General features: G+C 42.1%; 1 protein-coding gene. It reads left to right on the forward strand.

All coding sequences use genetic code 11. The features are described 5' to 3' along the window. Nucleotides 1–95: 95 nt before the first annotated feature. On the forward strand, nt 96–191 hold the full coding sequence (locus DWX33_RS22355) for a smalltalk protein (protein ID WP_158556952.1): 96 nt from the start codon (nt 96–98) through the stop codon (nt 189–191). Nucleotides 192–240: the final 49 nt, after the last annotated feature.

Raw genomic sequence — 240 nt, forward strand, 5'->3', positions numbered from 1 at the left:
GGCCGTCCGAAGGAAAGCGGTGCTTTCCTCTTATATCAGCCATGATATTTTTATATTTTAATTGATTATTCATTATTAATCATAATTCATTCATCATGAAGAAATCTGTTTGGAGTACCATTCTCAAAGTGATCATCGCCGTCGCTACCGCTATCGCAGGGGCCTTCGGCATAACGGCTTGCGGATTATGAGCAAAGCCTATTGTTTCTACCAGAATTACAGGGAGGTTCGCCTCCTTGT

Origin of the sequence: Parabacteroides sp. AF19-14 (assembly GCF_003635485.1) — a bacterium.
Classification (GTDB): domain Bacteria; phylum Bacteroidota; class Bacteroidia; order Bacteroidales; family Tannerellaceae; genus Parabacteroides; species Parabacteroides distasonis.

Excerpts from the sequence above, each read along its gene's own strand:
- DWX33_RS22355 (WP_158556952.1), top strand. The coding sequence starts at position 96 with ATGAAGAAATCTGTTTGGAGTACCATTCTCAAAGTGATCATCGCCGTC.